Origin of the sequence: Streptomyces sp. 142MFCol3.1, assembly GCF_000424945.1 — a bacterium.
GTDB classification, from domain to species: domain Bacteria; phylum Actinomycetota; class Actinomycetes; order Streptomycetales; family Streptomycetaceae; genus Streptomyces; species Streptomyces siamensis.
In genome coordinates this window covers 24,712-50,877 of record NZ_AUKV01000025.1, presented here as the reverse complement: position 1 = coordinate 50,877, position 26,166 = coordinate 24,712, and the positions used below count along the sequence as shown (strand labels likewise).

22 protein-coding genes and 9 pseudogenes are annotated in these 26,166 nt (G+C 69.1%); 15 read left to right on the top strand and 16 right to left on the bottom strand.

Features of this window, described 5'->3' with window-relative positions; translation table 11 throughout:
- Positions 1-5 precede the first annotated feature (5 nt).
- Together H305_RS0131520 and H305_RS53580 are read left to right on the top strand one after the other, a co-directional pair.
- On the top strand, positions 6-884 hold the full coding sequence (locus tag H305_RS0131520; RefSeq protein ID WP_028803956.1) for a helix-turn-helix transcriptional regulator: 879 nt from the start codon (positions 6-8) through the stop codon (positions 882-884).
- Positions 885-1,370: 486 nt separating this feature from the next.
- The gene (locus H305_RS53580; protein WP_158690601.1) at positions 1,371-1,523 is read left to right on the top strand and encodes a hypothetical protein; all 153 of its coding nucleotides are present in this window, start codon (positions 1,371-1,373) and stop codon (positions 1,521-1,523) included.
- Between the two features lie 31 nt (positions 1,524-1,554).
- On the opposite strand, the gene H305_RS0131510 is transcribed toward H305_RS53580, so the two are convergent.
- From H305_RS0131510 to H305_RS47595, 6 genes and pseudogenes are all read right to left on the bottom strand, one after another.
- On the bottom strand, positions 1,555-2,088 hold the full coding sequence (locus tag H305_RS0131510) for a DUF488 family protein (RefSeq protein WP_028803955.1): 534 nt from the start codon (positions 2,086-2,088) through the stop codon (positions 1,555-1,557).
- 496 nt (positions 2,089-2,584) lie between these two features.
- The gene (locus H305_RS0131505; protein ID WP_028803954.1) at positions 2,585-3,289 is read right to left on the bottom strand and encodes a helix-turn-helix transcriptional regulator; all 705 of its coding nucleotides are present in this window, start codon (positions 3,287-3,289) and stop codon (positions 2,585-2,587) included.
- A 74-nt stretch (positions 3,290-3,363) separates the two neighbouring features.
- Positions 3,364-3,526, bottom strand: a pseudogene (locus H305_RS55145) (DUF6104 family protein); the annotation flags it as partial.
- A gap of 45 nt (positions 3,527-3,571) precedes the next feature.
- On the bottom strand, positions 3,572-4,000 hold the full coding sequence (locus H305_RS47600; protein WP_051371159.1) for a cupin domain-containing protein: 429 nt from the start codon (positions 3,998-4,000) through the stop codon (positions 3,572-3,574).
- Entirely contained in the window at positions 3,993-4,694 is a 702-nt protein-coding gene (locus H305_RS0131490; RefSeq protein WP_028803953.1) for a DUF2249 domain-containing protein, read from the bottom strand. The genes H305_RS47600 and H305_RS0131490 overlap by 8 nt, the downstream gene beginning before the upstream one ends.
- A 582-nt stretch (positions 4,695-5,276) precedes the next feature.
- Positions 5,277-5,837 carry a hypothetical protein gene (locus tag H305_RS47595; RefSeq protein WP_051371158.1) on the bottom strand — a complete coding sequence of 187 codons (561 nt, stop codon included), beginning with the start codon at positions 5,835-5,837 and terminating at the stop codon, positions 5,277-5,279.
- 151 nt (positions 5,838-5,988) lie between these two features.
- Between H305_RS47595 and fdxA the strand changes: the two are divergent.
- From fdxA to H305_RS56465, 6 genes and pseudogenes are all read left to right on the top strand, one after another.
- Positions 5,989-6,310 (top strand): annotated as a pseudogene (gene fdxA, locus H305_RS47590) (ferredoxin).
- Positions 6,311-6,427: 117 nt separating this feature from the next.
- Positions 6,428-6,799 (top strand): cupin domain-containing protein, encoded by a 372-nt coding sequence (locus H305_RS0131475; protein ID WP_028803952.1) that lies wholly within the window; start codon positions 6,428-6,430, stop codon positions 6,797-6,799.
- Between the two features lie 51 nt (positions 6,800-6,850).
- A complete protein-coding gene (locus tag H305_RS0131470) occupies positions 6,851-7,279 on the top strand; it encodes a hypothetical protein (RefSeq protein ID WP_028803951.1) in 429 nt (142 codons plus the stop codon).
- Between the two features lie 496 nt (positions 7,280-7,775).
- Positions 7,776-8,408 carry a GAF domain-containing protein gene (locus H305_RS53575; RefSeq protein WP_158690600.1) on the top strand — a complete coding sequence of 211 codons (633 nt, stop codon included), beginning with the start codon at positions 7,776-7,778 and terminating at the stop codon, positions 8,406-8,408.
- A gap of 63 nt (positions 8,409-8,471) precedes the next feature.
- Positions 8,472-8,996 (top strand): annotated as a pseudogene (locus tag H305_RS53570) (PP2C family protein-serine/threonine phosphatase); the annotation flags it as partial.
- Positions 8,997-9,025: 29 nt separating this feature from the next.
- A pseudogene (locus H305_RS56465) lies at positions 9,026-9,115 on the top strand (IS5/IS1182 family transposase); the annotation flags it as partial.
- 58 nt (positions 9,116-9,173) lie between these two features.
- Here the strand turns inward: H305_RS56465 and H305_RS52720 are convergent.
- Positions 9,174-9,777: pseudogene (locus H305_RS52720) on the bottom strand (IS5 family transposase); the annotation flags it as partial.
- A gap of 167 nt (positions 9,778-9,944) precedes the next feature.
- On the opposite strand from H305_RS52720, the gene H305_RS0131455 reads away from it, so the two are divergent.
- Positions 9,945-10,361, top strand: a complete 417-nt coding sequence (locus H305_RS0131455) for a hypothetical protein (protein WP_051371156.1) — start codon at positions 9,945-9,947, stop codon at positions 10,359-10,361.
- A 71-nt stretch (positions 10,362-10,432) separates the two neighbouring features.
- Positions 10,433-11,289: pseudogene (locus H305_RS51240) on the top strand (IS5 family transposase).
- Here the strand turns inward: H305_RS51240 and H305_RS0131445 are convergent.
- On the bottom strand, positions 11,273-11,815 hold the full coding sequence (locus tag H305_RS0131445; protein ID WP_028803948.1) for a GNAT family N-acetyltransferase: 543 nt from the start codon (positions 11,813-11,815) through the stop codon (positions 11,273-11,275). The pseudogene H305_RS51240 and the gene H305_RS0131445 sit on opposite strands and share 17 nt — an antisense overlap.
- A 142-nt stretch (positions 11,816-11,957) precedes the next feature.
- Between H305_RS0131445 and H305_RS47575 the strand changes: the two are divergent.
- Positions 11,958-13,142 (top strand): annotated as a pseudogene (locus tag H305_RS47575) (IS3 family transposase); the annotation flags it as partial.
- Between the two features lie 354 nt (positions 13,143-13,496).
- On the opposite strand, the gene H305_RS47570 reads toward H305_RS47575, so the two are convergent.
- Together H305_RS47570 and H305_RS0131425 are read right to left on the bottom strand one after the other, a co-directional pair.
- Positions 13,497-13,901: an STAS domain-containing protein gene (locus H305_RS47570; protein ID WP_051371155.1), complete on the bottom strand. Its 405-nt coding sequence runs from the start codon at positions 13,899-13,901 to the stop codon at positions 13,497-13,499.
- Between the two features lie 121 nt (positions 13,902-14,022).
- Positions 14,023-14,379 (bottom strand): DUF488 domain-containing protein, encoded by a 357-nt coding sequence (locus H305_RS0131425; RefSeq protein WP_028803946.1) that lies wholly within the window; start codon positions 14,377-14,379, stop codon positions 14,023-14,025.
- Positions 14,380-14,572: 193 nt separating this feature from the next.
- Here H305_RS0131425 and H305_RS47565 point away from each other — a divergent pair.
- Positions 14,573-15,049, top strand: a pseudogene (locus H305_RS47565) (uracil-DNA glycosylase); the annotation flags it as partial.
- Between the two features lie 76 nt (positions 15,050-15,125).
- On the opposite strand, the gene H305_RS0131415 reads toward H305_RS47565, so the two are convergent.
- The 5 genes from H305_RS0131415 to H305_RS47555 form a co-directional block, all read right to left on the bottom strand.
- A complete protein-coding gene (locus H305_RS0131415) occupies positions 15,126-15,515 on the bottom strand; it encodes a hypothetical protein (RefSeq protein ID WP_028803945.1) in 390 nt (129 codons plus the stop codon).
- 260 nt (positions 15,516-15,775) lie between these two features.
- Complete coding sequence (locus H305_RS0131410; RefSeq protein ID WP_028803944.1) at positions 15,776-16,783, bottom strand: TrmB family transcriptional regulator; 1,008 nt, start codon at positions 16,781-16,783, stop codon at positions 15,776-15,778.
- 137 nt (positions 16,784-16,920) lie between these two features.
- A complete protein-coding gene (locus tag H305_RS0131405; RefSeq protein WP_234021175.1) occupies positions 16,921-20,628 on the bottom strand; it encodes a S8 family serine peptidase in 3,708 nt (1,235 codons plus the stop codon).
- A gap of 263 nt (positions 20,629-20,891) precedes the next feature.
- Complete coding sequence (locus H305_RS47560) at positions 20,892-21,248, bottom strand: GNAT family N-acetyltransferase (protein WP_420708166.1); 357 nt, start codon at positions 21,246-21,248, stop codon at positions 20,892-20,894.
- A 318-nt stretch (positions 21,249-21,566) separates the two neighbouring features.
- Positions 21,567-21,917: a winged helix-turn-helix transcriptional regulator gene (locus H305_RS47555; protein WP_051371153.1), complete on the bottom strand. Its 351-nt coding sequence runs from the start codon at positions 21,915-21,917 to the stop codon at positions 21,567-21,569.
- A gap of 64 nt (positions 21,918-21,981) precedes the next feature.
- Here H305_RS47555 and H305_RS0131390 point away from each other — a divergent pair, with 64 nt between their 5' ends.
- The 3 genes and pseudogenes from H305_RS0131390 to H305_RS51235 form a co-directional block, all read left to right on the top strand.
- The gene (locus H305_RS0131390) at positions 21,982-22,881 is read left to right on the top strand and encodes an LLM class flavin-dependent oxidoreductase (RefSeq protein WP_028803942.1); all 900 of its coding nucleotides are present in this window, start codon (positions 21,982-21,984) and stop codon (positions 22,879-22,881) included.
- Positions 22,878-24,185 carry an FAD-binding oxidoreductase gene (locus H305_RS47550; protein WP_051371152.1) on the top strand — a complete coding sequence of 436 codons (1,308 nt, stop codon included), beginning with the start codon at positions 22,878-22,880 and terminating at the stop codon, positions 24,183-24,185. Before H305_RS0131390 ends, H305_RS47550 begins: the two co-directional genes overlap by 4 nt.
- A 62-nt stretch (positions 24,186-24,247) precedes the next feature.
- Positions 24,248-24,464 (top strand): annotated as a pseudogene (locus H305_RS51235) (FMN-dependent NADH-azoreductase); the annotation flags it as partial.
- Between the two features lie 169 nt (positions 24,465-24,633).
- On the opposite strand, the gene H305_RS0131375 reads toward H305_RS51235, so the two are convergent.
- Entirely contained in the window at positions 24,634-25,848 is a 1,215-nt protein-coding gene (locus H305_RS0131375; RefSeq protein ID WP_028803941.1) for an acyl-CoA dehydrogenase family protein, read from the bottom strand.
- Positions 25,849-26,166 lie beyond the last annotated feature (318 nt).

Genomic DNA, 26,166 nt, shown 5'->3' with positions numbered 1-26,166 from the left:
GCCGAGTGGACGAGACCCTGGGCACGGCACTGCACCGCTGGCGCGACCGCCTCTCTCCCGCCGACGTCGGACTGCCTTTACGGCCCGGACGACGCGCTGTGGGGCTGCGACGCGAGGAACTGGCCGACCTTGCCGGGCTGTCGGTCGACTACGTGGTCCGCCTGGAACAGGGCCGCGCCAAACGCCCTTCGGCGCAGGTCGTCGCGAGCCTGACCAGGGCACTGCAATTGCAGCCCATGGAGCGCGATCACGCCTACCGGCTGGCCGGCCTTCTCCCTCCCCAGGAGGGAACGGTCTCCACGTATGTTCCGGCCGGCATCCAGCGGATGCTGGCCCGCCTCGGGGAGCTCCCCGTGGGCGTGTTCAGCGCCGACTGGACCTTGCTGTCCTGGACCCCCGCATGGTCAGTACTGATGGGCGACCCCAGCGCACGGACACACGACGAGCGCAACCTGGCACGGGCGGTCTTCGCCACAGGGCCCAGCCGGCTCGCGTCCTGGCCCGTGCTCCAGGACGACGACGCCCTGAAACTCGCCCTCATCGCCGACCTGCGCACGGCTCTCATCGACTACCCCCGCGACCGCGGCCTGACCGACCTTGTCGAGGAACTGCGTTCCACCAGCGCGGAGTTCGCCCGACTGTGGGACGAGGGCACGGTCGGCCCGCACGTCTCGGCCCGCAAGACCGTCGTACACCCCAAGGTGGGTGAGGTGATCTGCGACTGCGACGTGCTCACCGTCCCGGGCTGCGACATCCGACTCGTCGTCTACACGGTGGCCGCGGGTTCCGCTGACGCGGAGAAGCTGGAGTTCCTGCGGGTCACCAACGGCGTCCACGCCGACGGCCCCGCGTCTTCGGGACCCGGCCTGTTCTCCACGCCGTGACGATCGGGCCGGCCGCATCTCGTCGATTCCCGACTTCCAGTGGACAACGGACAGCGCCAAACCCTGTCCATGACTTCGGCTCCAGGGTCCAGCCCGGCGACTCGGGGAGGGCAGTGACGGCGCGGGCAAGGCTGCCCACGGCCACTGCCCGCTGGTGGTGGTGCGAGGGCGCCCCGACCGGCCGGTGCGGCGCTGCTGGCCGTGGACGGCTCGCCAGCGGGACAGGCGGCGGTGGAGTTCGCGTTCGCGGTGTTGGCGGCCTGAGGCCCACGCGGTCCCGGATCCGCGGTGTCGAGCGGCCGTGGCCGCACAGGAGTCCTCCGACCGAGCCGCCTCGGACCCGATCGGGCGGATCGTAGACTTGGTCGCGGCTATCGAGCGTGAGCCGGAGCCCGACCCGGTCCGCGCCCTCGGTCGTCAGCGTCGCGGGCGGCCGCGCCAGGTTACGCCGCCTCGCGTCACATCCGGCCGGGCATCCCAGCGTGCTTGCCGACGGCCGCTCGCCGGCACCCCCGTGCCACCGGTGACCTGCTCATCGGAATCCTTCCGCGCTCCCGCGGCCACCTGTACTACGTGGCCGCCGAGATCGCCGGGATCGTCGCCCTGCTCTGCCTCGGGGTCAGCCTGCTCACCGTGTGACCGGGCCCAGCGTTCGGTGTCTCTATCGCGATCACACGCGGTCGTAGACGAGAAGCCCGTCACCACGCAGACGCGCGCCTGTCGTTGGACGGTGCTCGGTGAGCCGCCCGTCGTGTCCCAGGTGCAGCACGCGGGCATGCGAAGCCATGACGGCAAAGTCGGCGATGATCCGCCGATGGCAGCGCCACCACAGGGTCTCCGCGCACATGATGGCCGTACGGACGGCGGCCGCCTGCCGCAGCACGTCCTCCATGGCCGAGAGGAAATCCGGGTGGCGGGTGTAACCCGCGTACCCCCGGAAGGAGTCGTTCTCCCAGAAGACATCGGGCGAGTCGCGCTCGACCTTGCGAAAGCCGCCCAGCCGCTTCTCCCACCGGTAGTCGATCCCCTGCGCCGGCAGCCACTCGCGGAGCACTTCCCTGCCCACGTCGGGGTTGCGCCGGCTGCCCGGCGCGGTCCGCACGTCGATGACTGCCCCTACACCGGCACCGTGAAGCAAGGCGGCCAGTGGCTCGCGTGTGGCAAGGCCGTGTCCGAAGGTGAGCAGCGTCGCGGGAGACGTCACGGCACGCTGTTCGCAGCGCACGCCGATGAGTGGATGACGGCGTGCGCCGGCTTCCGGCTCTGCAGGGCGGGTTCCCACTCGGCTGCGGTGGTCGATGAATCGCGGGGCCGCGTACGGGGTGTGAGGGCCGCCCACATTCGCGAGCAGCACCCGTGCTGCGTTGCGAGCGAGTCCGCACGCCTCTGGTTCTCGGCGCCGGTGAACTGTTCGGCGTCAGGCGCACGCACGATTGGCTTCTCCCTTCCGAGTCCGTGGGATGCCGGGGCTGTGGCTGGTGGCTGGTTGAGCGGCCATGTTCCGCGGCGAGACGGCGACTCCCCCCTCTCTTACGGTCCCATCACGGGGCGCGCCCGGCATCTCTCCTGCCGGGCGGGGTGTTGTCAGGCTTCTGGCAGGGCAGCCCGGCAGCGGAACTTGCATGGACGGGATGGCGGCGGGACGGTGGAAGGGTGTTCCGTTGGCGGGTTGGTCGTGCCGTCAGTGCCGTCGTACGCGCTCAGTCAGTGCGGTCTGCCCCGTGCTGTTCTGCGGATGTGAGGTGGGCCAGGCACAGCGAGGGCTCGACGAACGGCTCCAGTCGGTCGACGCCCAGGGGGGCGCGTACTTCCTTGAGGGCTCCGCGCATGAGGCCCAGGTGTAGGGAACACACGACGTCGCGGTGCTCCCCCGCGATTTCCCTGAACGGGCAGTGGCGCAGCGGGATGACCGCGCCCGGCCGGTTCTCGGCGGGGCCGGGGTCGAAGCCGACGTCCGCGAGCACTTGGGTCAGCCGCCGGATGGCCTCTTCGGTGTCGATGCGCTGGGCGGGAGAGGGTGTGTCGGCGAGGTAGCGGCCCCATGCCTCCCCGGCGTTGACCGCGGCCTGCGCGGGTTGCGGCAGCGCTTCGGTGATGAGGCCGGTGAGCATCTGGGCGAGCAGTTGGTAGCTGCGGCGGCCTGCCGGTACCCGGGAGGCGGCGGCGCGGTAGATGGTGCGGGGCCTGCCCGGGCGGCCGAGTCCCTCGGTACTGCTCTCGGCGAGCCCCTCCTTGACCAGCGTGTCGAGGTGGAAGCGGACGGTGTTGGAGTGCAGGCCCGTCTGTGCGGCGATCTCCCGGACGCCCACTGCTTCGGGCGTGGCGCGCAGTACGTCGAGTACATGGGCCCGGCTCTCGCCCACGGCGGGAGTGCCGGTCGGATCATGCAACGTCTGCTCACTCATTTCACTGATTTTACCCAGCGTGCGTCGTAGAAACGAGGGAAAAATCTGTCGGGTGCTTTCGGCTGTCCCCGGCGTTCGTCTTCGGGGTCGTCGAGCCGGGCAAGCCATGTCGCGAGGCGGTCGATGGGGATCTCGGACTCCGGGTTCAGGTCGACGAAGTACTGCAGCCGGTCGGCGAGCCAGGCCATGCTCACGGCCTTCCTCTCCCCGGTGGTCCTGGAGTTCCCTCGATCGCCTGGTCGAGGAGCTGTATCGCTCACTTTCCCGCGGGCCGTGGTGGTGTCACTGACTGTCGGGCTGCGCCGCTACCGGGGTGGGTTCGGAGTGGCGGCGGATCTGCATACCGGGGCGGCGGCGGTGCACCGTCACGTAGGCCAGGCCGTGGGAGCCTGCGGTGATGCTGCGTGTCGAGCCGTGGGGCAGCCACAGGAGTGCCCCTTCGGCCAGCGGCAGCGCGCCTTCGGGGGTGTCCATCACGCCGTCACCGGTGACGACGAGGACCAGGACGTCCAGGTCGGGTTCGGTGTGGGTGCCGATACGCTCCCCGGCGGCCAGCCGGATCAGGTTGGCGTCGAGCTGGCGGCCGGACTCGGCCAGTTTCCACAGGACGCCGGCGGGCTCGGGGGATGTGCCGGTGAGGGCCTGGACGTCGCACAGCATGCGTGCCACGGCCGCCTCTCCCGGCTGCCCGGCGGTCTGTGCCTCAGACATCGCCGTTCACCCGTGTGATGCGGATCTGCCACTGCTCGGGCCCGGACCGGACGTACTCCCAGGTGAAACAGCCGGGGTGGGTGGCCTCGAACTCGCGGCGCAGCGGCTTTGGGTCGTGGTTGTTGACCAGGACGAAGGACTCTCCGCTTGCGAGGCGGGCAAACCGGGTGAAGATGCGCGGGTGGCGCCAGCCGTGCGGGATCTCGCGCACGTCGACGACCACCGGATCCTCCAGTCGGCCGCCCTGAAGGACGGTGGCGAAGTCGCCGACGAGGGCGGACAGGTCGGCTCCCGGCAGCTCCGCCAGGGCGGGCAGGAGCACGGCACGCTCCATTCCGAGATGGACGGTGAGCATGCCCGCGAGGGTGCGGGCCGCCCCGGCGTGTTCAGCGCGGTCGGCCGCGGCGGTCAGTGAGTCGGCATGCCGGCCGATCGTGACGGCTGCAGCGCGAAGTGCCCGGACCAGCAGCCGGGTTTCGGCCGCGCCGGACGCCGCGGCGTACAGCGTCTGCTCCGTGGCCGTCAGGAGGCGGTGCATCTGCCCGGCGAACGCGAGGGTGAGCTCCTCATGGGGCTCGGTGAGCGCGGCCAGCCGTTCCAGCAGCTGCCGGTGGGCCTCCTCGACGACGGCCTGTGCCCGGACGTCAGGGTCGGTGTCGGTTGCCTTGATGAACACCTCTGCGGCGGGTGGCATGCGTGGTCCAATCTCTTGCGGCTGGGGCGGGAATGTTCGCGAACATCCACTCAATTATTACATGTGGCGTCGTAAAAATGCTGCGTGGTCGGCGGCTCCGATGAGTATCCCCGTCGTGTCAGTGAGCGCGCGGTCGCGGCATCGACATGCAGGATGCAGGACTCCGTCGGGTTGATCACCGCTGATTGCCGCGTCGCCGCGGCAGCCGCAGCATTGCCCCGTCGCTTCGCCGTCGGCCCGGCGGTCGGTCTGCCCCTTCTGCCGTCAGTTGAGTGGACAAGTCTGTCAGCAGAGCCACTTGGGCCAGCCCGGCTGCGTCGTGTCGCCCAGTGGGGCTGGGGCGTGCCGGGCCGTTGCCGTCGGGCGCTGTGCTGCGCGCGGCGGGTCGGTGCATCGGGAGGGCGTCGGCGGACCGCGAGACAGGACAGGCCGGTCTCGCCTGCTGTGAGGTCGGCCGTGGACCCGTGCGGCAGCCACAGCAGCGTTCCCGTGGTCAGATGTCGCGGTCCGTTTGGGGTGGTGAGGGTGGCGTCCCAGGCGAGGATCAGCAGGAGGACGTCCGGGTCCGCTTCGTGTAGTTGTTCACGCGTTGCCCGGACAGCAGGCGGGTGACGCCGGCGTCGAAGCTTCGCCGCGGGCCATGCGGGAGTAGCGGGCCAGGACGTGCAGACGGCGCCGGTCGTGGGGGACGCCGGTGACGTCCAGGGCGGCTGCGTCGTCGAAGAGGGTCGTGAAGTCCGCGGCGAGGGTGGCGAATTCGCCGTCGGTCAGGGCGGCGAGGGCGGGCAGGAGCACGGTCTGCTCCACCGTGAGGTGGGTGGTCAGGTGCGCGTCGATGCTCTGGGCGATGGCCTTCGCTCGGTGTGCGTCGTCGGTGCGGGTGAGGGTGTCGATGTCCTGGTCGAGCGCGGCGGCGGCGGTACGCAGGGCCTGGATGAGCAGGCGGGTTTCCGGGAAGCCTGCCGCGGGGGCGTACAGGGCCTGGTCGGTGGCGTTCAGGTGGCGGCGCACCGGGCCGGTGCAGAAGTCGGCCAGGGTCGCCAGGGCGGCCTCCCGCGCGTCGGCGCCCAGTTCCAGTTTGGTCAGCAGTGCGACCTTCGGCCGCAGCGCGGCGAGCAGCCGCTGCTGGCCGGCGCGGATCACGCTCCCCGCCTTGGTGGCCGGGGCCCCTCGGACGTCAGCGTCGCGGCTGTGCCCCTTCTGTCCCGCCCTGACGGACGCGGTCAATTATTACATGTATTATTTGTAGAAACTTGATGCGCTAAACCTCTGCCGATGGGAGGAAGGTGCGCCGATGACCTACGTGATCGCGCAGCCCTGTGTGGATGTGAAGGACAAAGGCGTGCGTCGAGGAATGTCCGGTCGACTGCATCTACGAGGGGCAGCGGTCGCTGTACATCCACCCGGACGAATGCGTGGACTGCGGGGCGTGCGAGCCGGTCTGCCCGGTCGAGGCGATCTTCTACGAGGAGGACGTACCGGCCGAGTGGCGGCAGTACACCCGGGCGAACGCCGAGTTCTTCGACGCGCTCGGGTCGCCTGGCGGTGCGGCCGAGCAGGGATTGATCGAGCGTGACCATCAGCTGATCGCCGCTCTTCCGCCACCGGGGGAGTGAGGGGGCCGGAACCCGTCATGCGCTGGGCGCCGAGCCCGACACCCGCCTGTGCCGCTGGGAGCGTGCCGGTTCCGCTCGGCCCGCACCGCGTTACCCGTGCACCGAGGAAGGAACATCATGTACGTCACCGAGATCGCCACCTCCCCCCGCCGCCGCCCGCCCATGTCGGACGGCCCGACAGCGGCCCTGCTCACTTCCGCGGAAACTTCCGATCAAGTCGCCGTACTCCACGTCGAGTTGCCCGCGGGCGCCGTCATGCCCGAACACGACCACGGTGCCTCGCAGATCGTGCTCATCCCCCTGACCGGTTCCGTCGAGCTGCACCACGACGGCCAGGCCCGGACACTGACGGCCGGTACGGCCGCGGCGCACATCGCCACTGGCGAACGCGTCAGCCTGGCCAACCCCGGTGCGGAGCCGGCCTCGCTCATCGTCGTGGCCTCGCCACCGGAGTTCGCGGGCCGGCTGGCATCCTGGCCGCTGGCCTGATTCGCCACACCCGACAGCCGTCCTTCGCCACGGTAGAGAGGCAACGCATCGATGAACACCACGTCGTCCGCGACCGCGGGCGCGGTCACCTTCCTCTGGCTCGGAATGGTGCTGGCGATCTCCTTCCTGGAGGCGCCGTTGAAGTTCCGCGCTCCTGGAGTGACCATCCCCATCGGGCTGGGCATCGGCCGCATGGTCTTCCGTGCGCTGAACCTCGTTGAGACCGTCCTGGCCGCCGTCGTTGTTGCGGCGGTGGCCGTCGGCGACCCTCCGGCGGCCGTCCTGGTGCTCACCACCGTGGTGGCGGTCCTGCTCGCCGTGCAGTTGGGGGTGGTCCGCCCCAAGTTGAACCGCAGGTCGGACCGGGTTCTTGCCGGGGAGGACCTGCCCCGCTCGCGTGGACACGTGTACTACGTGGCCTTCGAGACCGCCAAGGTCATCGTCCTTACGGTGCTGGGGATCAGTCTGCTGGCGCAGTAGCCCGTCGCCGGGCCCGGCCGCCCGGGCCGGGCGGGCAGCACGGGGAAAAGGTTCCCTGCCGTGCGCTCCCACACACCGTCACTGCGCCCTCGGCCACGTGGCAGCGTTGCCTGCCTGGCCCGGATTTCACGCCCGTCGCCGCCCGCGGTTCATGGTCGGCCATGACTCCCGGACTCGGCGCCTCCCCAAACACTTCGCCGGGTCACATCGTCTCGGGCACGAGTGGGTGGGTCGGATGACAGCGGTACCCACGGATCCTGATCGTGGGCGGCAATGGGGGCTGGGTCGGTACCCGTGTGGATGGCCCGCCACGCGCACTGCCCCCTCGTCATCGTGCCCTGAGCCCGCTCCACATGTGGTCCGCGCGGCAGGCAGCGGCCATCTCGGACGGGAGCAGGCAGCGCGCCGTTGAGGCCTGCTTCCGACCAGGTGAGCGCGTAGTGTGACAGAGCAGGGCGACGTGATGATGTGCCCGACGGCGCCGGGAGGAAGCACCATGGCGCACGACCCGTGGCAGCAGCGGGGCCGGGACCGGGTGGCCGCGCGGCCACCGCAGCGTGCTCTGGACCGGCGGCAGCTGCGGCACCTGCTGGACGGGGTCACGGCGGTCAGCGCCGACCTGGATACCCGCAGCATGCTGCACCGCATCGTGGAAGCAGCCACCGACCTCGTCGCCGCACGCTATGGGGCACTGGGTGTGCTCGACGAGAGCGGCAAGGTGATCGACCTGATCACCGTGGGCATCGACGACCCGCGTCTGTGCGTAGTCATGGGACTGCCGCAGGGCCATGGCCTGTTGCACACCATGGTCGACGACCGGGAGCCGTTGCGAGTGGCCGAGGTGGCCGCGCACCCTCGTTCGGCCGGCTTTCCGCCCGGGCACCCGGTCATGCGGACGCTGCTGGGCGTTCCACTCCTGATGCGCGGCACGGTCTACGGTGACCTGTACGTCGCCGACAAGACGGACGGTACGCCCTTCGATGACGACGACGAGGGCCTGCTGACGGCGTTGGCCAGTGCCGCGGGCGTCAGCCTCGAAAACGCCCGCCTGTACGAGCACCTCAAACACGCCGCCGAGCACTTCCAGCGCCGTATGCTGCCCGTTCTTCCCGACCTGGCACCGCTTTAGGTCGCCACCCGTTATGAGCCTGCCTCCGAGCTGCCCAGGCTGGGCGGGGACTGGTACGACGCCATGGTCCTGCCTGACGGCGCCACGTGTGTGGTGGTCGGTGACGTGACCGGCCACAATGTGGAGGCCGCCCCGCTGATGGGACAGATCCGCAACATGCTGCGGGCGATCGCTTTCGACCGAGGCGAACCGCCCGGCCTGGTCGTGGCCCGACTGGACCGGGCCCTGACGATGTTCGACGAGCCGCCCACGGCCACCCTGGTGTTCGGCCGCATCGAGCGCAGCCGGACAGAGGGCGGCCCGTACACGTTCAGCTGGAGCAACGCCGGGCATCTGCCGCCGCTGCTGGTCGGCGCGGACGGCAGCACCCGCTACCTGGCACCCGCCCGTCACGGAATCCCGGTGGGCATCGAGACGTCCGTCGCCCGGTTCAGCCACGAACACCTCCTCCCGCCCGGCAGTACCCTTCTGCTGTTCACCGACGGGCTGGTCGAGCGCCGCGATCAGGACATCGACACCGGCCTGGACGACCTGGCCGAGCAGGCCGCCCGCTTGGCCACGGCCCCGCTGGAAGAACTGTGCGACGCGCTGATCAGCCGGAGCCGTCAGGTGTTCGACGACGATGTCGCTCTGCTCGCCCTGCGCACCCCTTCGGACGGCCCGTCCTCGGCCGGCATCGATGGGTCGTAGAACGCACCGTCGCCTGGCTCGGGTTGGGAGTTCTCGAGCCCGCGGGGCGATACGTGGCGTGATCCCTCATATACGTAACCACCGTCGCAGGTGGGGGTAGTCGTATCCCTTGTCCCCGTGGAGTTTCGCCGGGCGGCGTCGGCGTGGGCCACGGCGTGAACGGATAGGAGGTATGCCTCGGATCAGTGACTCGAAGGCCTGGCTGTCGTGCACATTGGCGCCGGAGACGCCGATGGAAAGTGGTAGGCCGTTGCGGTCGACGATGGGGTGGATTTTCGATCCACTCTTGCCACGGTCAGTCGGATTCGGTCCCGTCAGCGCCCCCCCCTTTGACCGCGCGGACACTGGCCAAGTCGATGGCGCACAGCGACCAGTCGAGCTCTCCCTGACCGCCGAGTTCGTCCAGCACCAGGCGATGCAGTTTGGCCCAGACACGGGCCCGGGACCACTCGGTGAACCGCCGGAACGCGGTGACGCCCGACGGCCCGAATCCAGGCGGCAACTGGTTCCATGTGCATTCTGACGTGGCCACGAACACGATCGCGGCCAGAACCTCCCGGTCACCGTGCGACCGACGACGGCCTTCGCCCTGCGGTCGCTCCGGCGCCGGCGGCACCACCCTCTGAAAGAGCTCCCCCAAACCGTCCGGCACCAACCGCTCGACAAGCTCGCTCGCCATACAGCCAGCATCCCGCAAGATCACACCAAACGAAATGGCCTGTAAGCCGCGTAACCTGCCTTCTGGCGTGCCGGACTTGGCGCGGGCACCGGGCCCGACGGGAGGCGCTCAGGTGGGCTAGTGCCGCATCAGGCAACATTCGCCCTGTCGATGGCTACTCTGACGACGTGGCCGATGAGAAGGGCAGTGAGAGCGGCTCGATCCGACGCCGCTCGTGGGACCACCCGGTAGTGTCCACCGCCGCGCTGGAACTGGGCGGCCTCGCTGTCTCCGGGTTGGTCGCTCTGGTGGGGTGGCCGTTCGGGTGGCTGCCCGACACTGATTTCGTCCTCCTCGTGACGGGCCTGATCGCGATCGGGCCTGCGGCTGAGTTGTACCGCGGGGCGGGCCCGCCGCGTCGGCTTGCTGTTGTTGCCGCTCTCCTTGCGCTGGCAACGGTGAGACTGCTCCTGGCTGCAGCAGTGAACTGGGCCTTTCCTGCGCTGGCTGATCCGGGCGTCGGTGTCCTCGTCGGCTACCTTGTTGCGTTACCCATCGGCGTGGCTGTGTTGGCTTGGTTCCTCACCAGGGCGAACGGTGCTTGATACGGCACTAGGGCGTGTATCGAAAGTGGATCTTGAACGTGAGATGATCTTGGTTCGGGACACGTGGAGATCTGGCGGATGCGCAATGGGCGGTGCTGGAACCGCTGTTGCCGAAGGGCAAGAAGCCCGGACGGCCGCCGACGTGGGCCAGGCGGCAGCTGATCGACGGCATACGGTTTCGGGTCCGCACCGGCATCCCCTGGCGGGACCTGCCAGCCGAGTACGGGCCGTGGGGCCGGGCGTACGACCTGTTCCGCCGGTGGCAGCGGGGCGCTGGCATCGGATCTTCACCGCGCTGCAGGCCTGGGCCGACGCGAAAGAGCTGATCACCTGGGACATCAACGTCGACTCCACGGTGTGCCGGGCCCACCAGCATGCCGCCGGGGCGAGGAAAAGGGGGAGCTGCAGAAGGAGCCGCCCGGCGGCGTCGCCGTCGAGCCGGACGACCACGGGCTCGGGCGCTCGCGCGGTGGCCTTACCACCAAGCTGCACCTGGCTGTCGAACAGGGCCAGAAGCCCATGTCCATCGTGATCACGGCCGGGCAGCGGGGTGATTCCCCGCAGTTCGAGCCTGTCCTGAACAAGGTCCGTGTCCCGCGTCTCGGGCCGGGCAGGCCGCGTACCCGGCCAGGTCGGGTGCGCGCCGACAAGGCGTACGCCTCCCGGAAGAACCGCGCTTACCTGCGGCGGCAGCGGGATCCTCTGCACCATCCCGGACAAGGCCGATCAGGCCCGCAACCGCAAGAAACGCGGTTCGCGCGGCGGCCGGCCGCCGAAGTTCGACCCGCAGGACTACAAGGCTCGGCACGCGGTCGAGTGCGGTATCAATCGCCTCAAGAGGCACCGTGCCGTGGCCACGAGGTACGACAAACTCGCGGTCCGCTACGAGGCCACTGTCCTCGTTGCCGCCATCAACGAGTGGTTGTGACGTACTGGTCCGACGACAACTCGAACACCCGTACTCGCCGACCCCCGGTGGGATTGACCGTCTCACGGACCGGATGCATCCCCAGTTTGGTCATGATTCGTTCGGAGGCGTCGTTGCCCACTTGAGTGATGCTGACGATCCGCTCCAGTTCTCGCTCTTCGAACCCGAACCGTACAGCGGCCGCAGCGGCCTCGGTGGCCAAGCCCTGTCCCCAGTGGGAACGTCCCAGCCGCCAGCCGACCTCAACCGCCGGCAGTACCTCCGGCAAGAAGTTGGGCACCGAAAGGCCGGTGAACCCGGCCAGCTCGCCGGTGGACCGGATTTCCACGGCGAACAGGCCGAAGCCCTGTGACTCCCACTCGCTCTCCCATGCCTGGACCCGGCCGCGAGTCTGCTGTTCGTCAAGGACTCTGCCATCACGGATCCACCGCATAACCTCGGGGTCGGCATTGACGGCAGCCATGGGCGCAACGTCTTCCTCGCGCCAGCGACGCAGGATCAAACGGGGAGTCTCAAGCGTGACCATCCAGTCATTCTGGATCACAAATGGGCTGTCCTCCATCCTCACCAGGCACTTTCGATACACGCACTGGAGGGGGGCCTCCCCCTGACTGGTGGACACGCTGATACTGGATCTGCTTGATCCGGAGGAAGCGAGAAGACCGCCGATGGCGATGAAGGACTACTCGGACGAGTTCAAGGCCGATGCCGTGGCCCTGTACCAGTCCACACCCGGGGCGACATACAAGAGCATCGCCACCGACCTGGGCATCAACCGGGCCACCCTGCGGGAGTGGGTGCTACGGGACCGCGAACGCCGCGGTGTCACCGCTGCGGCCGCGCAGCCGGCCGTCCAACCGGGGGCAGCGGTGCCGTCCGACGATCCCGACGAGCGGATCAGGCAACTTGAGGCGAGGGTGGCCGAGCTCGAGGCGAGCGAGCGGAAGCTCGCCACTGAGCGGGACATACTCCGCAAGGCAGCCAAGTATTTCGCCGGAGAGACGAACTGGTGAGGAGCCGCTTCCAGTTCGTCGACGACCACCGGGACATCTACGAGGGGAAGCGGCTCTGCCAGGTCCTGGACGTGAACCGGTCCAGCTACTACAAGTGGCTTGCCGGCCGCCAGGCGAGGACGCTGCGGCAGAGTAAGGACCGGCTCCTGGCCGAGCGGATCCGCGAGGTCCACCGCGAGTCCGCAGGCGCCTACGGCTCCCCACGGGTGACCGCCGAGCTCCGGGACAAGGGCCTGCGGGTCAACGAGAAACGCGTCGCCCGCGTCATGCGGACGTTCTCCATCACCGGCATCCGCCTGCGCAGACGCGTCCGCACCACGATCCCGGACCCGGCTGCCGCGCTGGTTCCCGACCTGTTCCAGCGGGACTTCACCGCCCCCGAACCCGGCCTGAAATACATGGGCGACATCACCTATCTGCCCGTGGAAGACGGAGAGTTCCTCTATCTCGCGACCGTGCTGGACTGCTTCAGCCGCAAAGTCGTCGGCTGGTCCATCGCCGACCACATACGCACCGGCCTGGTCACCGACGCACTGCAGATGGCGGCCTCGACCCGCGACGGCCTGGACGGCGCCGTGTTCCACTCCGACCACGGAGCCCAATACGGCTCGCGGGCCTTCGCCGATCTCTGCGACCGGCTCGGGGTCACCCGGTCGATGGGCGCGGTCGGCACCAGCGCGGACAACGCGGCCTGCGAGAGTTCCCACGCGTCCCTGAAACGCGAGACCCTCCAGGGCGCCCGCGACTACGGCGACGCCGGCACCTGCAGAAGGACGGCATTTGCCTGGCTGGCCCGCTAACACCCGCCGCCGGCACTCCGCCAACGGCAGCTCAGCCCCAACGAATACGAACGCCGACATCACGCGGCTAAGCTCACGCTCGCCGCGTGATCAACGAAGCGTGTCCACCATCACGGGGGAAGGCCCGGGTGCGCAGGGCAGGATGCCCGCCATGGCGGTAGTAGTCGGCCTCGGTGGGAGTGTCGATGCGTACCCGCGCGGTGAATGGGGTGGGGCCGGCGGTGACGGTGGGGTGCCGAACCCGAGCCGCACCCGTGAAGCCACCACGGTTGCCAGCCTCACGCCACCGTCCCTCACCGGCGCGATGCCTCAAACCAGGGCGCGCTGCTTCAAGCCGGACGAGGCTCGGCCAACGCTACGGGAGAGGGAAGCAGGCCGTTCCTGTGAGCGTTCCTCAGGTTGATTGGCGAGGCCAGTGTTTCAGGTTGCCGGATGAAGGTGTGGACTGCGTCGCTTCCGCTGTTGAGGGGTAGATCTCGTAGCTCTCGCGCATGCCGCTGAGGTCGAAGAGCCTGAGTATCCGGCCGGAGACGGACGCGATACGCAGCGAGCCTTCGTGTTCACGGATGCGTTTAGTGATTGCCACGATCACGCCCAGCCCCATCGAGTCCATGAAGGGGACGAAGCTCAGGTCCAGGACGAAGTGGCGGTGGCCCTCGTCGAGGAGCTTGATCACGCCTTCCCTGATCATGGGGGCGGTGTGGGTGTCCACCTCACCGTCGACCTCGACAACGCTCCAGCCATTGACCACGTCGTAGCTCACCATCACGCTCTCGCGCCGGATGATGTTCGTTCGCATTGCCTTCCCTCTTCACGTCTGCGGGCGGCGCACGGTGGTGCGGTGCGGCGGAGGCAAGGGTGAGTTCGCGTGAACGACGGTGACCGCCACTCCCGTTTCCTCACGTGCTGGTCACCGGGTCCTACTTGGTCAGCCACTCCGCGAGGACAGCGGCCTGGCTGTGGTCCACGTCCTTGGTGGCGGTCAGCAGCATCACCTTGTCGTGCGCGGCCAGGTCACGCAGATGTTCGGCCGCCTCGCGGTGCCCGGCGTCGCGCAGCTCCGCCAGGTAGCGGTGACGGAACTCGGTGAAGCGGCTGGGCTCATGGCCGTACCACTTGCGCAGTTCGCTGGAGGGGGCGACATCACGCAGCCACTCGTCCAGGTGCGCGTCCTCCTTGCGCATACCCCGGGGCCAGACCCGGTCGACCAGCACGCGCTTGCCGTCCTGCGGCGCGGTCTCCTCGTAGACTCTGCGACAGGTGATCTGTTTGGCCATCATGGCTGCCCTTCCAGATCGGTCGTCCACCCGCGCCTTGATCGGGTGGACAGTTCCGTGCCCTGCCGCGAAGCGGGTGGTCCCGACTCGCCCATTTTATCGGGGACAGCTCATGCGAACCCATCGGGATCCTGCCGGTCCACCCACCACAAAGGGACGGCGTCGGGTACGGCGTATTGACGAGGAGCATGCTGTGCCCAGCAGACGTCTCCCGTCCGCATCACACGACGTTCCCGCGCAGACGGCCCCGGGGTTGAGCTCCCTGAGCGCACTGGACGCGGCGGTGGCCACCTGCCGGGCGTGCCCCCGTCTGGTGGCCTGTCGGGAGGCCGCCAGGGTCAAGGTCAGGGCGTTTCGAGTCTGGAAATACTGGGCGCGTCCCGTAGCCGGATTCGGCCCGCCGGAGGCACCGCTGACGATCGTCGGTCTGGCGCCGGCCGCGCACGGCGGCAACCGGACCCGGACCGGGCGGATCTTCACCGGCGACCCGTCCGGCGACGCGCCGCCCGCCGCCCGCTACGACGTCGGGCCGGCCTCCCAGCCGACCGCCACCCACCGCGGCGACGGTCTGGAACTGTACGGGGTGCGGATCCCGGTACCGGTGCGCTTCGCCCCACCCGACAACCGGCCCACCACCACCGAGCGCGACACCTGCTGCCTGTGGCTGGCGCTGGACACCTTGGCAGACCAGCAGGTCGCCAAGCTCGAGAATCGCGTTCGTGGTGGATGCCACCGTCCAGACCCGCTCACGCAACGTAACGAGGGGCCTCAAGATTCTTGATCCTGTCGCGCGTGCTTCTGGGCCGGTGTCCTGTCCGAGGGCGGGTCGTCTCGCTCGCCGGTAACTCAGTGTGGATGCTCGGTCGTATCTCCACGATGGCGTCGGCGTCCTTGTCGTCGCTCTCCGTTTCGCGCCAGAGGAGGACGCGCACGGATTTCGCCTGGTGAAGCCCGGCCGCCTTCCACTCTGTCATCAGGGCGGTGATGACGAGGGAGAGGGCATATTGAGGGTTCTCGCTCGAAGCTTCGGCGGTGATCGTGCCTCGCCATCGTTCGGGGTCGGTGCCGTAGGGGCGCCATCCCTGTGAGCCGTGCGGCTCGTCCACCCGGTACGCCCAGTTGGTCTCGGTGCCCATGGCACGATCCTGTCACCAAGGAGTCCCATGCGCCGTGTCGGATCGACGCCTGCCGAGCGCGCTTGGACCGGGTACAACATTGCCCGGACGTCATCGAGCGCGAGGACGGTGACTTCGTCGTCATGGGGAAGCTCGCCTTTGGGGCTCGGCCTCGGCGGGGGCATCGCGCTGCTGTCTTGGCTGAAGGTGTCCGTGCCCGGGAGGGCAGGGTGTCGTCGTACTCGATCGATGTGACGCGCCCGCCACTGGCGGTATCACCGTCACGTCTGATTCGGTGCCGGTGGCTCCGCCCACCCGTGTCGGACGGCGTGGCCGCCGAGCTGCATGCGAGTGCGGACTCCGGCAATGTCCATGAGGTGGCGCAGGCGTCGGTGCAGTGTGCGTGGTGACAGACCGAGCTGTGTCGCGGTCGTCGGGTCGGTCACGCCGGCCAGCAGGAGCGCGAGGATCCTTCGGTCGAGGTCGGTCGGGCCCTCCGTCCCGAGCTCGACAGCCCGTTCGGCTTCTCCGCCGGTGACTGACAGCTCCAGCGGGTGGGCGGTGCGCCATACCGTCTCGAACAGCGCGTCCATCGCGTCCAGCAGGCCGCTGCGGTGCAGCAGCACCGCGCCGGGCTCTCCGGTCGGCGTGGTCGCGAGCGGGACGAGGCCGAGTTCGGCGTCGGCCAGCATGAGTTTCATGGGCAGCTGGTCGGCGACACGCAGGTGCACGCCGTTGCGCAGGGAATCGATCGCGTCCTTGACGATGCCCGGCTCCGCCAGCACGGCCCGGTCCAGTACCGCCCGGAAGTGCACGCCGCGGCCGATGGCCATGGGTTCGGCCGTGTTCTCGTCGGGAGGCAGGGCGACGAACGGTGCGGTGATGAAGGTGCGGACCTGTGTGCGGGCCGCCTGTTGCACCTGGAGATAGCGATGGCGGATGGCGTCGACGCCCGTGACGACCTCGATCAGATCGACGATGCTGCTTCCGGTCATCGCCGCCCGGTGTTCCTCGGCGAAGGTCACCAGGGCATGCTCAGCCGCGCGCAGCCCGTCCCGGCGCTGACTGATGAGAGCGCCGAGCGCCATGGCCGGCGGCGCGGCGGTGAACTGCTCGTCCGCCGACCTGATCACCAGTCCCCACTCGACCAGTCGGGACAAGGCCTTGTCGACCTGCGCCTGCGCCATGACGAGTAGATCCGACAGCAGCATCGCGGTGGAGCTTGGCCGTCCGATCAGCGCTCGGTAGACGCGCTCGTCATCGGGTTCGAGGCCCAGAACATCCAGCATCGGCGACCGACTCTCTTCCGCTTTCCGCAGCTGGGGGAGTATGCACCATGGCGGCAGACTGCGAATAGTCCCTGGTGGGAGCAGGTGTGACGGGACGGGCCCCGGAGAGTCGTCTCCCCGGGGCCCGTCAGGGCGGTTCATCGCAGGCCGTACGCCCGGATGATCTCGTTCTTGACGCCGAAGCCGCCGCTCGCCTCGGCGCTCGCGCGGACCGAGAGGAAGCCGCCGGGCTTCTTGGCCGTTGTGAACGAGCCCGTCCAGGAGCCGTCGGCACCCTTGGTCAGGGCCACCTTCTGCCAGGTGGAGCCGTCGTCGTACGAGACATCCAGCTTCACCGTGGTGACTTTGCCCGGCACGGCGCCGCCGTCCATCGACACCGGCTTGAGCGCGATCTTCTGGGTCCGGTGGGCCTGGACGTCGCCGTGCAGGTCCGACTCCAGCTTGTAGTCCAGGTTCAGCACCGAGAACGGCTCGAAGAAGTCCGAGTCGACGGTGTCGGACATGAAGGTCCACTCGGTGTGGGTGCGCGTCGACAACCGGAAGACGTCGGCAGGCCGCTCCGCGTCGAGTACAGCGCGGTAGGGCAGGTTGCCCGCCGGCACCTCCACCCACTGCATGTCTGTGCTCGACGGGTTGTCGTGGATCAGCGTGTCGCCCTGGAAGACGTGCAGGTGGGTCGGTGTCTCACCCCACGGCAGGAAGCCGCCCAGCCGCATGTTGTCGCTGGCGGAGGCCCACGCCTGCACGTTCCAGGTCATGTAGTTCTGCCAGCGGGAGTTGTACACGCCGAAGGCCTCTCCCTGGCCGGGCCGGGTCGCCGGAGCGAACCAGTCCAGCCGGGTGGTGCTGCCCCTGGCATACGTGTTGTCGCCCGAGACCATCACCCACGGCAGGGCTCCGTCGACGCCCTGCGCGTGGAACTCCCTCCAGACCTGACCCGGAGTCACCCATTCGGTACGGGTGCCCGGGTGCCACTCGGCCTCGGGGAGGTTGAACGACGGGCTGAGAGTGAAGTCGGAACGGTAGCCCTCCGCCGGCTTGCCGCCCGTGGCCGAGTAGTAGCGGGCATCGATGCGGGCGAGGTCACCGTTGGCCGGCTTGTAGACCAAGGCCCGGTCCGGCACCTGGCCGGGGTAGTTCCGGGTCAGGTCGTAGACATACGGCGTGTACTCGGTCTGCGTCGTGGTCAGTTTGAGTCTGCCGGCATTGGCCATCGAGACGAGGCTCTTGCCGGCGTCGCGGTGCACGGTGGCCACTGGGATGGTGGACTCGCCGACGTATTCCATCAGGGCACCGACACCGTCGTTGACCACGATCAACGCCTTGGCGCCGGCCTCGATCGCGGCCGCGGTGCGCTCCTGCGGCGAGACCTCGTCGCTGCGCTCGACGACGACGGCCTTGCCCTTGGCCTTGACCTTCTTGTAGGCGGCCGCCGCGCCGTTGCCCGCGTAGACGGCGTCCAGTCTGTCCGTGGCGGTGTCCAGGGCGCTGCCCGTCTGCACCATTGCGTCGAAGCGGCGGCGCCCGCCCAGCGCGCTCAGGCTGAGCTGAGGCTTGCCCTTGCGCCAGCGGGTGGTCAGCATGAACTCGCCCTGCTTCATCGGCTTCGTGGGCGAGACGTAGACGTCGTCGTACGTCGGCGGTAGCACGTACGCGCTGCGGTAGTCCGTGTACGAGTCGTGGCCCGTGTAGTGGACGTTGAAGTCGACCTTGCGCTGACGGTCCTCGGTGCGCTGCGGCGCCTCGGTCTGCAGCAGACGGGCCTTGCTCGCGTCCAGCACCACGTCCGCGGAGCCGTCCTTGATCACGGTCTCCGGGGCCACCAGCACGGCCAGACCCGCACGGTCCGCCTTCTCACCGGCCACATCGAGGTATCCCGCGACGGTGTAGGTGCCGGGTGCCATGCGCATGGTGGTCGAGCCGTCGACGTAGACCGACCACGGCCAGAGGTCGCCGGCCAGGTTGACCGTGACCGTGCCGGTGGCAGGCTTGCCGTCCCGGCCGACCAGCTTGATGTTCAGGTCGTAGCGCTCCTCCTCCTTGAGCAGCGCCACGGACGTGCGGGTCACCGGCTTTCCTGTGGCCGCGTCGGTGGCTGTCACGTAGCCGACGTGCCGGCCTGCCGAAGCGGATTGCGGGTCACCGGTCACCGGGACGGCGGCGCTACCGCCCGCCGGGACGGTCACTTTGGTGGCTCCCAGCGCGAACGGGCCGCCGTCCTCGTTCAGCGCCAGGTTCAGCGTGACATCGGCGGAACCGGTGTTGGTGAAGGTCAGGTCCTTGGTGACGGCGACGTCGCTCGGCTCGTGCGGCCATCTGTAGTTGCCGAAGAAGAGCGATCCGGTGCCGCGGACCGTGGTGCGCACGGCGGCCGCCACGTCGAGACGACCGGTGCCGACCTCGTAAGGCGAGTACCCGTTGTCCAGGCCCTTCGCGGTGCTCATCAGGTGTTCCTTGAGCTGCGCGCCGGTCCAGTCCGGGTGCTGCTGGGCCAGGATCGCCGCCGCGCCGACCACGTGCGGGGTGGCCATCGAGGTGCCGCTGAGGGTGCGGTACATGCCCTCGCCGCCGTCGGTCATCTCCTGCGAGCGGGCCGCGGTGATGTCCACGCCGGGTGCCGCGATGTCCGGCTTCATCCCGCCGGAGTAGGCCAGCGGGCCGGTGCTGGAGAAGGACGCGAGCCGGTCCTCCTTGTCCGTGGCGGCCACGGTCAGCGCCGAGGCGGCCGCCCCCGGGGAGGAGATGCTCTCCGGGCCCGCGTTGCCGGCGGCGATGACGAACAGCGTGCCGTACTGCGCGGACAGCGCGTCGACCGTCTGTGACATCGGGTCGCTGCCGTCCGTCGGGTAGGTGTCGCCGAGGCTCATGTTGACGACGTCTGCACCGGATTCGGCGGCCCACTGCATGCCGGCCATGACCCAGGAGTCCTGGCCGTAGCCCTCCGCGCCGCCGAGGACCTTGCCGACGATCAGGTCGGCGCCGGGGGCGACGCCCTTGTAGTCGCCGCCGGAGGCGGCGCCCGAGCCGACGATCGTGCCGGCCACATGCGTGCCGTGCCCGTTGAGGTCGGTAACGGCCTCACCCGGCACGAAGCTGGCCGTGCCGTCGATCACGCCGGCGAAGTCGGGGTGGTTGACGTCGACGCCGGTGTCGAGCACCGCGACCTTGGCGCCCTTGCCGTTGTATCCGGCCGCCCATGCCTCGGGCGCGCCGATCAGCGGCACGCTCTCCTTCAGGTCGGCCTTCACACGACCGTCGAGCCACAGCTTCGCCACACCCGCGCCCAACGTCTTGCTGTCCTGTGGCGCGATGGTGTTCCAGAAGGTGCGGGCCTGCCGCTTCTCGGCCTTCAGCGCGGCACCGCGGATGCCCTTGAGCTCGCGGGTCAGCTTGCTGCCGCGGGGGGCCGTCGGCTCGATGGCCGAACGGGACTTCGACGGGGCGTACGTCGCGATCAGCGGCACCGCGGCCGACTTCGCGTCGTCGTAGCCCATCTCGATGAGGTCGGTGACATTGAACAGGCGCCTGTCCAGCTTGTCCGCGCCCAGCAGCGGCGCCGCTTCGTCCGGGATGACGAACAAGTCCCCCTTGATCTCCTGGAGTTTCACGCCGCCGACGGCGCTGTCCGGCCGGTCGACATCTGCGATCTGCTTGCCGTCGGCCACCGTGGTGACTGAGACGACGTCCCCGGTGACCAGAGTGACCTTGTGGGTCGTCGTCAGCTTGGCGGGAGCGGTGGGCTTGCGCGGAGCGGCTTGTGCGGGCGCTTGCGGGACTGCGAGTCCCGACGCCAGCAGCGGCACCGCGGTGACGGCCGAGATCAGCCGCCAGCGTCTGCGCCGCAAGGCGGAAGCCTGAGAAGGGGAGGACATGCCCTGGGTCTATCGGCCGCCTCATGCCGACGTGAAGACCGGACGACGGCAAGTCTTCGCCATGGCAAGGACTTGCCAGCCACAAATTGCATGTAGTCGCGCAAGTAAGCACTTTTCTCGCCGGTGCCGGGTTGAAGTGGGTGAACTCCAGGCGACCCCACCGAGTGACGCAACCTCCCGCGCCTGTACGGGGATTGTTCATGCATCCCGGATGCGACCCTGACATGGGCGGTGGCTCACTCCAGGCGCAGGCTGATGGGGAGGCGGTCCCCGCCCGGGCCGAAGCAGTCCGGGCGGAGTCCGTCGGGGTCGATCCTGGAGCCGAGGGATCTGTAGAGATGTAGGGCCGAGGTGTTGCCCGGAGCCACCACTGACAGGGCCTCGCGAACGCCCTCTTCCCGGAGGGCGCGCAGCAGTTCGCTCATGAGGAGCCGTCCCAGACCGTGCCCGCGCTTGGGCGGGGTGACGCCCAGGCTCAGCAGCCAGCACGAGCCGTCGCGTTTCGTGGCGGCGGCCATGATGTAGCCCGTGAGCGTGCCGTTGTCGTCGACGACCAGCATGTGGTCATCGCACGCGTCGAAGAACTGGCGCAGGGCGAAGTGGGGTAGGCGTCGGCAGCGAACGCTTCTCGGTCGAGCCGGTGCACGTCCGGCAGATCGGTTTCCACGGCCCGTCTGATCAAGTGTCCTGGACGGCCGTGAGCTGAAGCGAACAGGGCAGCGGTGGGTGAGAGACGATCACCATCGTGTGCGGTCATGCCAGTCCTAAGGCCGTGTCCTATGTGGTGAGGCGGACGAGTCGCTGGTAGCAGCAAAGGGCGGCGGCGAGTCCGAGAAGACGTCGTTCGCCAACGGCCCTTGACACCCCGCCGAGTACCCTGCATGAACGTGAGGTTGACGTGACACGCGACGTCACGCTCGGCGGGAGTCCTCCAGCGTGCGCAGTCGCGACCTTCGGCGGAGGCTCCACTGAGCAAGGGGTGCCAGGGCGTCCACGAGCGACCGGCCGTCCGGAGTCAGTTGGTAGTGCACCTGCACGGGCGTGGTGGGTATCACGGTGCGCTCGACGAGGCCCGCCGCACCCAATTCCCTCAGCCGCTGGGAGAGCAGGCGGTCGGAGATGCCCTCGATGACAGCCCGGTACTCCCCAAAGCGCCGAGCGCCCTGGCCGGCCGCGTGCAGCACCGATCCCGTCCAGCGGCGCCCGATGAATTCAAGGGTGCCCTCGAAACTCGGGCACGTGTCATCACGAATAGTGTCCACTTACAAAAGATTAGCACCTTACCTGCTGTTTTGCCGGTGCGGGGGTCCGGGGCACCGTAGACGCATGACCGACTACGAACGCCCACTTTCCTTCGGAGCGAGCCTGGACCCCTCCGCTGGGACTTGGGCGCAGACCCGACGCCTCGCCCGCACGGCGGAGGACTCGGGCCTGGAGTACCTCGCCGTTCAGGACCACCCCTACCAGCCGGGCCACCTCGACTCCTGGACCTTGATCGCGCACCTGTCCGCGGTCACCGACCGCATTTCCTTCCTCACTGACGTCGCCGACCTGCAGTTGCGTCCGCCGGTGATGCTCGCCAAGGCCGCCGCGTCGTTGAGCGTGATCAGTGACGGACGGATCCGGCTCGGTGTCGGTGGGGGCGGCATTCCCGACGCCATCGCCTCAATGGGCGGCCCGGCGCGCCGAGGCCGGGACATGGTGGCGTTCGCCGAGGAGTCCTTGGGGCTGCTGCGCAAGGCCCTGGCGGGACATGTCGTACGCCTGCACAGCCCGTACCACTCCGTCGACGGCTACCAGGCGGGTCCGGTGCCCGCAACGCCCGTCGAGGTTTGGCTCGGCGCCCAGAAGCCGCGGATGCTCGCGGTCACTGGCCGGCTGGCCGACGGCTGGATCTCTCCGCTGAACATCTATGTTCCGCCGCACGAGGTGCCCTCGCGGCAGCGACTCATCGATGAGGCGGCTGCCGACGCCGGCCGCGACCCGCGGGCGCTTCGACGCGTCTACAACGTGATCGGTGTGATCGGCAACAGCGGCGACGCACCGGGCCTCGTCGGCGACGTGCAGCAGTGGGTGGACACCCTCACGGAGTGGGCCGTGGATCTCGGCTTCGACACCTTCATCTTCTGGCCTGCCATCGATCCCGAGCGACAACTCTCCCTCTTCGCCGATGAGGTGGTGCCCGCTGTCCGCGAGCGCGTCGACGCGTTCCGGAGCGGGCGATGACCGGCACTCTCGGCACTGTTCCGGCCGAGCTCGCCGGCAAGCTGGTCACGCCCGACGACCGGCGCTACCGGCTGCTCCGTTCCACCTACACCACCGTCGGCCACCCGACCGCAGTCGTGCTGCCCCAGTCCGCAGACGATGTCGCGGCAGCCCTGCGCCTCGCACGGGAGGCGGGCCTTCGCGTGGCCGTCCGCAGCGGCGGGCACGGCCTGTCCGGCAGCGGCACCAACAACGGCGGACTCGTCATCGACCTGAGTGCGCTGCACCGCGTCGACGTCCTGGACCGCAGCTCCCGCCTCGTCCGCGTCGAGGCGGGCGCCCGCTGGGCCCAGGTCGCCCAGGCGCTCGCTCCGCACGGACTCGCCATCAGTTCGGGCGACCACGGCAACGTCGGTGTCGGCGGCATCGCCACCGGCGGCGGCGTCGGCTGGCTCGTACGGCAGTACGGGCTCACCGTCGACCACATCCGTGCCGTCGAGGTCGTCCTACCCGACGGAACAGCCGTACGCGCTGATGCTGCGACCGACCCCGACTTGTTGTGGGTGATGCGCGGGGCGGGCGCGGGCGCCGGAATCGCGGTCGCCTTCGAGATCGAGGCCACAGAACTTCGTGATGTCGGCCTCGCGCAACTCGCCGTCGCGGTGGACCCTGCCGGGGAGACACTGCGGCGCTGGGCAGCCGTAATGGCACAGGCGCCGCGCGAGCTCTCGACGGCGGTGACACTCTCCCGGCAAGACGTCACCACCGCGTTCATCACCGCGGTCGTGGCCACGGACTCTCCGGCCTTCATCCGCGACGCTGTTGAACCGTTGCTCGGCATCGGTGACGCATTGGCCGTGCAGGCCCATGTCGTCCCCTACACGGAGTTGGTCCCGTCGGCGCATCTGCACGCGAACTCCGGGCAGATGCCCTCCAGCACGACCAACGGACTGCTCACGGACATGACCCCGGACGCTGCTCGCGCCCTGGTGGCGGCATCGACTGCCCCCGATCCCGTGCTGATCCAGTTGCGTTCACTCGGCGGCGCCAGCCACGACCCGGACCCTTCGTCGATGGCGTTCGCACACCGTCACCAGAACACCCTCGTCGTCGCTTCGGCATTCCCGCCGAACGACCGAGCCACGATCGCCGACGCCTGGCCCTCCATCGTTCCGTACACCGACGGCGCCTACGTGAACTTCGAGAGCGCCCCCGACAAGGACACGTTCGCTCGCGCCTACCCCGGACCGACCGGAACGCGCGTCACCGACTTGTGGAACCGCTACGACCCCGACGGGGTCCTGCGTTCTCGGCCGCCGGCCTGACGCCGGCATCAACCTCGCGACGCACGCATTCCCACTCTCACGTAGCCCTTCAGAAGCTGGCCATGGCCACCTTGCTGCACATCGACACGCCAGTCTTTCAGGGTGAGGCGTCCACCTCGCGCTGTCGCGGAGACCTTCCGAAAGACCTGGCAGGAGCAGCACCCGGAGGGCACGATGATCTACCGCGACCGCTCCACCCGTCCTGTTCCGCACATCAGTGCCGACGCCCACACCGCCGGTCTCGCGGATCCGGAGACCCACACGCCCGAGGACACCTCGCCGGAGTTACGGTGAACCCCGTCGACTTGAGGACCACCCATTGCCGTGCCTAGTCGCGGCGATGCAGGTGTGAACGGGTTCGGACGGCCCGTTCACGGGCAAGGCCTTCCGCGCGGCCGGATGGGGCGACGCCCGCTCCACCGGGCGCGGACCCCATCCGGCTGCCGGGTCAGACCATGAGGCTCACTCGCTCGTTCACATCCAGCAGTGTCTTGCCGTAGACCTCCAGGCCGACGGCAGGGATCAGGCCGGCGTGTCGGGCCGCGGTGTTCGCATCACGCCAAATGCGCTGCAGAGTGTTTGCCTCGGCGAAGGCAGAGGCGCCGTGCGCGTCCAGCAGGATGCCGATGGCCTCGAGGATCTGGCGGGCCGCGTAGCCCGCCTCGGCCCTGATGTGGGCGCGCGCGGCATAGTCCAGCGGACCGGCGGCGGCCGCCTGGTCGACCTGTGAGGCCGCGCGGTGAGCATGCAGCCGGGCCGTCTCGATCTTCAGCGCGGCCTCGGCCACCTGCATCTGGATCCCCACCGAGTTCGCCTGCCGGCCGTGAACGGTGAACGACAGCGGCTTGGATGCCGCAGCACGTACCACCACGTCCAGAGCCGCCTTGCCCAGCCCGAGCAGCGGACCGAGCAGGCAGAGCAGCAGCATCGGGCCGAACGAAGCGCCGTAGAGCTCCTCCTCGCGGGACGAGCGCGGGTATACCCCCTCCGCCGCCGCCGGGACCGACAGGACCCGGTGCGCGGGAACGAACACATCCTGCGCGACGAGGGTGTTGCTGGCGGTACCCCGCATCCCGGTGGTGTGCCAGGTGTCCTCGATTGCCACTTCCGACGCGGGGATCAGCACCAGAGCCTGATCCATGACCGCACCGTCCTCGTCCTTGAGGAGTGCGCCGACCGCCGCCCAGGTTGCGTACGGCGCGCCGGAGTTGTACGACCAGCGGCCGCTGACCCGCCAGCCTCCCGGCACCCGCTTCCCCATGCCTGTCGGTGCCGCCACACCGGTCACGCGTGCATCAGGATCGGCCCCGAACACCTCCTCCTGCGCCTGATCCGGAAACAAGCACGCCAGCCAGTTCGTCACAGAGATGATCATCCCGACCCAGGCCGCCGAGCCGTCGGCTTCGCCGAGCGCCTCCGAGACGTCGGTCAGGGTGCGCAGGTCCGCCTCCTGGCCGCCGTACCGCTTCGGCGTCAGCAGCCGGAAGACGCCGGCCTCGGACAGCGCCCGCACGACCTCGGCCGGTACGACGCGGTCCCTGTCACCCCGAGCGGCGTGCTCCCGCAGCAGCGGCTGCAACGCGGCCGCCGCTGCGACCGGCCCGGACCCGGGACAGGCATCGACCGGCCCGCCGGGCACTCCGTGGGACGTGGTGCTGTGCATAAGTGTCTTCTCCGTCGTGGTCGTTGAATGTGCTGCTCGAGAAGTGACGCCGCCGGTGGGAGACATTCGGTTTGGCGCCTCTCGCCTCGGCCCCGGCACGGGACATGCCGGAGCCTCGAGTCGAGGGCTGCTACTCAGGGAGTCCGGGACGTCGAAAGTCGGTGATGTCGTCAACGCTGCCGACACAGCCTTCATCGGTCAATCAGATGGTAAGTAGCTAATTCCTGGTTAGTGATGTTCGGTGTGGCCCCGCCCGCATGGCGGCCGGCTCCTGGCGGGGTGCGTCATCCGAGGGGAGCGGCATCGGCGCCGGCACGG